The following is a 6,845-nucleotide window of genomic DNA, read 5'->3' as shown; positions in this document are numbered from 1 at the left end:
AAGCTACTTTCTGTTACCGCTCGACTTGCATGTGTTAGGCCTGCCGCCAGCGTTCAATCTGAGCCATGATCAAACTCTTCAATTAAAAAGTTTTATGTCTTTCGACAGCTCAATGAATTCTGAATTTTTTGTTTTTGTTGCCAAAAACGAATTGACTGTGCGTTATTATTTTCACTTTTAAAAAAAGTAAAATCAAAACAGCTCAAGGCTGAATCTTTTAATAACATATGGTCACTCAGTTTCAATTGAGACTCTAATTTGTTTGCCTTACTTAGCGAACTAAGCTTGGCTGTTAGAACTCAATCTGTACGAGTGCCCACACAGATGATTGCTTTATATTGTTAAAGAACGTTTTGAGTCGCTTTAGCGTCTCAAGGGATGCGAATAATACACCCTTTATTTTTCGAGTCAACACTTAGTTTTAAACTTTCTTTTTAGATAATTTAAAACCGAAGTTTTATTTAACTCTCTGAGTAGTTCGTGCCTCGCTATGCGTTGTCCGCTGCGCGTCGCCATATCCCGTCTCAGTGGGGTCGCATTATAGGGAGATCCGAAAACAGATCAACCCTTTTTTTAGATCTTTTTACTGTTCGAACAAAAATAGAACAAAACCATGTAAAACCATATGAAAACCTTCCTAAGATGATGCTTTTTTGTGCTCTTATTTATTATTTAATACAAATATCATTGCTATGTTTGATTTAGACGTTAAGATAGCAAGTTCACAATGTTAAATTAATGTTTATTTCCTGTTTATTGGTAGATCTAAAATGAAATTACCCGATCAAAAATCTTTTATCTTCTCTGTTATTCTTGCTGTAGTTGGTTTTGTTGTTGTTGAGTTCGCTTTAGGCGGCTTAGCTTTAAACCCTGCATTACTATTTGGTGCTGGTTTATTAATAGGTGCGATTGCTATTGCTGCAATGTCATCTGATGTGACTGAAGAAGCTGAAGTTAAAACAAAAACGCTTTATGTTGGTAACCTTCCTTATCGTGCAAACGAAGGTGTGGTTCGTGCATTATTTGAAGAACAAGGCAAAGTATTCAATGTTCGTTTATTAAAGGATAAGAATACTGGCAAGCGTCGTGGCTTTGGTTTTGTTGAAATGGCGCAAGCTGATGCAGACAATGCAATTGCTAACTTGAACGATAGCGAGTTCCAACAACGTACTTTAAAGGTACGTGAAGCAAAACAAAAACAAGAAGATGATTCTAATGCTCTACGTACTGAGACGGATCAGTCAGTGTAACTAGCTTTACCGCTAGCTTATTGCTAAACACATCAGCCGTTGCATAATATTGCAGCGGCTTTTTTATGTCTGTTAGTTTATTCACACAGAAGTTAAGTTGGTTAAGTAGGTAGTTGACTCTGTTTGCTATCGCTACACCTGAATCAAGTAATTTTACATTCCCTTCAAAATACTGACTAATAGGCTCTGCTAATATTGGAAAGTGCGTACATCCTAATACAAGTACATCTATAGTTTTATCTATATGTAGGTCATCAAGCACTTGATGCAACTTGTTTGTATCCAAAGACTCTGTAAAAAAGCATTCCTCAGCTAACGTTACTAATTCAACACTGCTATATAGATTAACGATTACATTACGTGCATGCTCAGTAATTAATGTTTTAGTGTATGAACTGGCGACCGTTGCCGGTGTGGCTAATAAGCCAATATGATTTGAACGTGTTAACTCTGCTGCAGGTTTTATTGCTGGCACAACACCTACTATAGGAATATCCGTAATTTGGCGAACAGCGCTGAGTGCAGATGTAGAAGCTGTATTACACGCTATTACAATTAAATCGACGTTAAGCGTGTTGGCTTTGATGAAATGAATAAGTGAACATAATCGGTTAATTATAGTTTGTTGGGATTGAGCACCATAAGGTAGTAATGCATTATCCATAAAATAGCTGTACTGAGCATTGGGGATACTTTGCTTGATATGTTCAAGTACAGTAGTTCCACCAATACCTGAATCAAAGACCATTATATGCGCTGACAAACTACCGTTCCTACTTTACTTTAAGATCGGCAGTTTGCCATGAGGTTTTTATAAAAGAAAGTAGTTTAACTTTGCGTGGCTTCTAAATCAGTAAGCCTGTCGGCTGCTGAATTTAACTGATTAAGGTTTTCGAACATAGACTTTGTATAATCTACTAACTTATCTATTTGTTCCTGATCTTGATTTAACCATTGGAGAATGCCAGCTAGCTGATTTTGTAATCCAAGCTCACCCGCTTTTTCAAAAGCATTTTTAAGGTCGTCATTAAAAGGGGCTAACCCCTCTGCTACTTGTTTTTCTGGTGCTGGTTTATATTCTTCATAGCTTTTAACTGTTGCTATTGTTTTTGTTTGGCGTAAATCCATAGAAAAAGCCACCAGCTGATCGCTGTCTAAACTCAGCTCTTGCGCTTGTTCAAATGCTTCATCTAAATCACCACCAAAAAAGGTTTTACTTAAATCTTGTAAGTCTTCCATCATCGCATTAATAGCTTCTTGCTCTTGCTCGTTTAAGTCACCATTTACCGACATCGAAAATGATACCTGTCGAGATTGCGATGATGAGCTTGCAAACGACTCACTATTACTATTTTGCTGATAGCCACTTGCCGATTGAGATTCAAATGCATCAGCAAAGCTAATACTTACCTCATCGCCTTCTGCTGTAGTAAATTTATACTCTGCATTACTCGTCATACTGACGTATTGGGCCTGGCTTATATTTACGCTGGCAGGTTGTGGGTTAAATAACGACTCTTCAAACTTATCCAGCCCATTGTAAATTCCCTCTTTGGACTTATTAATGCCCTCTTCCATGTCATCATTAAATACGCCTGTACCTTTGAGTTCATCAACAGCGTCATCAATCCCTATTTGGACTCCTTTGCGCGCATCGCCTAGCATATCTTTGAGCTTTTCGTCATCAGCGCCGTTAGCTTTTGCTTTATTTACAGCACTACTTACAAAATCGAGTACGTTTTTTACTATTTCATCAAAATCAAATAGTGGTTTATCTGCTTTTTTTTCTGCGATAGGTAATCCAAGCTGCTCAGCCATTTTATCGCCAAGCACCTTTGCGGCCAACTCTCGGCCTCGTTGTTGATAGCTATCTTGAGGAGACGTAATTGTAGGTTGCTGTATATCAGCTTTATTATTGAATTTATTGATGTTGTTGTTTGGCGTAAAGCCATAATTACCTATTTTCATGATTCGTCTCCTAAGCGTGCGTAGTTTATTATCGGCTATAACAACAAAAACTAAAGTACAATGTTCAATAAAACAGCATAAATGCTAGCCAAAACTAGACAAATACGCAGCGCTCCCTACAATAGCGCCGATAAACAGATCTTAGATAAGGTAGTAGCGTTAATGGCAGTTATTAAAATAGATACCACACAGTACCAAGCGCAGTTAAGTGAAAAAGAGCAGCGAATTAGTACGCAGTTTCAACGTTTTGGTGTGGAGCAATTAGAAGTATTTAGCTCAGAGCCAACTAACTACCGCCAACGTGCTGAATTTAGAGTATGGCACGACGGTGATGATCTGTTTCACATTATGTTTGATCAACAAACAAAAGAAAAAATCCGTGTTGATACATTTGACCCAGCAGCGCCTCTAGTAGGTGAAATAATGCAGGTGATGATTGAAAATCTTAAGCCTTGTGAAATATTACGCCGTAAGTTATTTCAAATCGATTACCTATCAACGCTAAGCGGTGAAATTTTAGTAAGCTTGCTTTATCACAAACCACTGGATGATGAATGGTTAAGTGAAATTAAAGCACTGAAAGAAAAGCTTAGCAGTAAATACAAAATTGACTTTATAGGTCGTGCTCGCAAACAAAAAGAAGTACTAGGTGATGACTTTGTAACTGAACGTTTAACAGTTAATGGGCAAGAGCTTATTTATCAACAAGTAGAAAATAGCTTTACTCAGCCTAATGCAAAAGTAAATATTAATATGCTGGAGTGGGCACAAGATTTATGTAAACCACTTAAAAATGATTTACTAGAATTGTATTGTGGTAACGGTAACTTTTCAATTGCATTAGCAGGTTCTTTTAATAAAGTATTAGCGACGGAAATATCAAAATCATCTGTTCACTCTGCTCAATACAACATTGCTAAAAACAACGTAGAGAACTTAGATATTATTCGTATGTCTAGTGAAGAGTTTACTCAAGCAATGAATGGCGAGCGTACTTTCTCTCGTTTAGATGGTATTGATTTAAAAAGCTATGACTGCCAAACCATATTAGTTGATCCACCACGCGCGGGCATGGATGAATTAACGTGTGACTTAGTGGCTAACTACGAAAGCATAATTTATATATCGTGTAATCCTGAAACTCTTGAGCGTGACCTTGATCACTTAACACGTACGCATAACGTTAAGCGCTTTGCTATATTTGATCAGTTCCCATATACACATCACATTGAGTCGGGTGTTTTCTTGCAGCGCAAATAAATACGCTCAGTAAACGTTACCCATAAAAAAAGCTCCTTGTAGGAGCTTTTTTAGTTTTAGCTAAACTTACTTGTTAGCTAAGTAATTAATCAGTTTGCTAATATCTTCTGGTTCAGTAATACCCGACTCACGACCTAGGTTTAATTTATACTTACCATTTACAATAAATGTAGGTACGCCACGTAGTGCGCCTTTTTCTTTAAAGTAGTCTTGATCTCGTTTCATTTTAGAGCTCAGCGTACGTACCGAGAAGCTTTTAAACAGCTTATCAAACTTATCGCCATCAACGCCCTGCGCTACAAATATATCTTTTACATCTGCAAGCTCATTAAAACTAGCGCGCTTTGTATGAATATGATTAAAGATTGCAGAGACAATTTTATCTTTTTGCGGAAGCACTTCTGCAGTAGCGAGTGCTTGGCTCATCATCTGTTGGTTTTCTGGGTCGCGTACACCTACAAAATCAACATGGCTCTTTTTAAATTTAACGTTTTTATCAAGCTTAGGCTTAAACTCACCAATTAGTGCTTCCATGTTATTACATGCAGGGCAGTAAAATGAGAAAAACTCTTTAATTTCTGGCTTTTTTGTTGCGCGCTCAGAAACAACGTCGTAATGCACGCCTTCTTCATACGTTGCTGCAAAGCTTGTTGCCGCCATAGGAAGTAGTACTGCAAGCAAACCTGCTTTAACTAATTTAATCATTATTATGCTCCGAAATTTATAGTGCTAATAAAAACGCTACTAACTCATCAAGTTCTTTTTGATTTTTGATGGTGTTGAGGTTTATTTTATATTTATCGTTAACAATAAAAGTAGGTACACCTGTAAGTGCGCCTAATTTTGAATATTTATTCTGTTTGTTTTGCATTGCTTGCTCAGCTGAAATAACAGGCATGCTTGCAATCTCTTGATCAAATGTTGCGCTATCAATACCGTTTACTTCAAGTAATTTTTTAACGTCTTTCATTTCAGTTAATGGTGCACGTTGAACATGGATACTTTTAAAAATTTGATCGCTAATACTTTGCGCCTGACCATGCTGCTTAGCAATTAAGTAAGCAAAGCTTAAATTACTTTGTGCTTGTGGTGACACGCCACCTAAAAAGTTAACGTGGTTTTTAATAAACTCAGCGCCTTCTGGCAAGCCTTTTTCAATTGCTTTTGCTACTGGTTCAAACTTAAAGCAATGTGGACAGTAAAATGAGAAAAACTCAGTTACTTGCGGTGACTTGCTTTTGTCTACATCTATAACAGTGTATTGATTATCAACTTCAAACTGTGCAGCAAGTGCTGCAAATGGTAAACATAAAAGTAATAAACTCAGTTTTAATTTTTTAAGCATTTGTATCTCGTTGTACTTGTCTTTAAATAAAATATTACGGCAATAACTTTAACGGTGCTTCTTGCAATGCTGCAAGTTGCTCTTTCAGTGCTAAAATTTGTTGCTCCCAGTATTTGTCATCAGCAAACCATGTAAAGTTCCGCACAAAAGCAGGATCACTCCATCGTTTAGCTACCCATCCCATATAGTGAATAATACGCATTGCTCGCAGCGGTTCAATTAATTTGAGTTGAGAGTGATCAAAATCACAAAACTCTTCATATGCATTTACAAGGGTGTCTAACTGTAACAGTTGCGTCGCTCTATCGCCACTGAGCATCATCCATAAATCTTGGATTGCAGGACCTTGGCGGCTGTCATCTAAATCAACAAACATTAGCGCATCACCTGCCCATAAAATATTACCAACGTGGCAGTCACCATGTAAGCGAATACTTTGCACATCTTTATACTGTTTTTGCGCCTGCTCTATCACTAAATCTAAAATAGTATAAAAGGCAGTATTTATTCCCATGGGCACTAAGTTACTTTTTTGAAGATGAACTTTGGCTGTATGCAAATACTCCTCGCAGGTAACTGTTGGCCTGTAAGTAAAAGGTTTTGTTTTAGCTACTTGGTGCATACGGCCAATCAATCGCCCCATTACATCAAGCTGATCTAAATTATCAACCTCAAATAAACGCCCGCCTACACTTGGAAACAACACAAACAAATACCCTTCGTGTTCAAATAAGCTTTGTCCATTATATAAAATAGGGGCAACAACGGGTACTTCTGCATCCGCTAGTTCAAATGCAAAGTCATGCTCTTCTTGAATTTGCTCTTTACTCCAGCGCTCTGGGCGATAAAACTTCACTACGTAACGCAGGCCATCATCCGCTTTAAATTGGTACACTCTGTTTTCATAGCTATTGAGCGCCAATAAACCAGATTCGGCGTACACACCTACGCTCTCTATTGCATCGAGTATTAGGTCTGGTGTTAAGTCAATAAAACTAAATTTACTCATACTCTTCTTATAT

The 6,845-nt window shown here is 37.5% G+C and carries 7 protein-coding genes and 1 rRNA gene; 2 read left to right on the top strand and 6 right to left on the bottom strand.

Translation table 11 applies throughout. The features are described 5' to 3' along the window. Positions 1-85 (bottom strand): 16S ribosomal RNA (locus QL998_RS16655); the annotation flags it as partial. 685 nt (positions 86-770) lie between these two features. Here QL998_RS16655 and QL998_RS16650 point away from each other — a divergent pair. Continuing rightward, positions 771-1,250 (top strand): RNA-binding protein, encoded by a 480-nt coding sequence (locus QL998_RS16650; RefSeq protein WP_007582860.1) that lies wholly within the window; start codon positions 771-773, stop codon positions 1,248-1,250. On the opposite strand, the gene murI is transcribed toward QL998_RS16650, so the two are convergent. Beyond that, positions 1,213-2,013, bottom strand: coding sequence for a glutamate racemase (gene murI, locus QL998_RS16645; RefSeq protein ID WP_182197438.1), 801 nt, complete (start codon positions 2,011-2,013; stop codon positions 1,213-1,215). The two genes, QL998_RS16650 and murI, sit on opposite strands and share 38 nt — an antisense overlap. A gap of 65 nt (positions 2,014-2,078) precedes the next feature. Continuing rightward, entirely contained in the window at positions 2,079-3,218 is a 1,140-nt protein-coding gene (locus tag QL998_RS16640; protein ID WP_182197436.1) for a DUF5610 domain-containing protein, read from the bottom strand. Between the two features lie 162 nt (positions 3,219-3,380). Here QL998_RS16640 and trmA point away from each other — a divergent pair, with 162 nt between their 5' ends. Continuing rightward, entirely contained in the window at positions 3,381-4,478 is a 1,098-nt protein-coding gene (trmA, locus tag QL998_RS16635; protein ID WP_182197434.1) for a tRNA (uridine(54)-C5)-methyltransferase TrmA, read from the top strand. A gap of 66 nt (positions 4,479-4,544) precedes the next feature. Here the strand turns inward: trmA and QL998_RS16630 are convergent, their stop codons facing one another. Genes QL998_RS16630 through QL998_RS16620 form a run of 3 tightly spaced genes read right to left on the bottom strand, consistent with a single transcriptional unit; the run spans position 4,545 to position 6,832 of the window. Next, positions 4,545-5,183 (bottom strand): thiol:disulfide interchange protein DsbA/DsbL, encoded by a 639-nt coding sequence (locus QL998_RS16630; protein ID WP_010555409.1) that lies wholly within the window; start codon positions 5,181-5,183, stop codon positions 4,545-4,547. Between the two features lie 16 nt (positions 5,184-5,199). After that, on the bottom strand, positions 5,200-5,823 hold the full coding sequence (locus tag QL998_RS16625; RefSeq protein WP_002962054.1) for a thiol:disulfide interchange protein DsbA/DsbL: 624 nt from the start codon (positions 5,821-5,823) through the stop codon (positions 5,200-5,202). Between the two features lie 34 nt (positions 5,824-5,857). Next, positions 5,858-6,832, bottom strand: coding sequence for a serine/threonine protein kinase (locus tag QL998_RS16620; RefSeq protein WP_024596396.1), 975 nt, complete (start codon positions 6,830-6,832; stop codon positions 5,858-5,860). Between the last annotated feature and the right edge of the window lie 13 nt (positions 6,833-6,845).

It is taken from the genome of Pseudoalteromonas sp. APC 3691, assembly GCF_030408135.1.
Taxonomy (GTDB): Bacteria; Pseudomonadota; Gammaproteobacteria; order Enterobacterales; family Alteromonadaceae; genus Pseudoalteromonas.
This window is presented reverse-complemented; position numbering and strand designations above follow the sequence as displayed.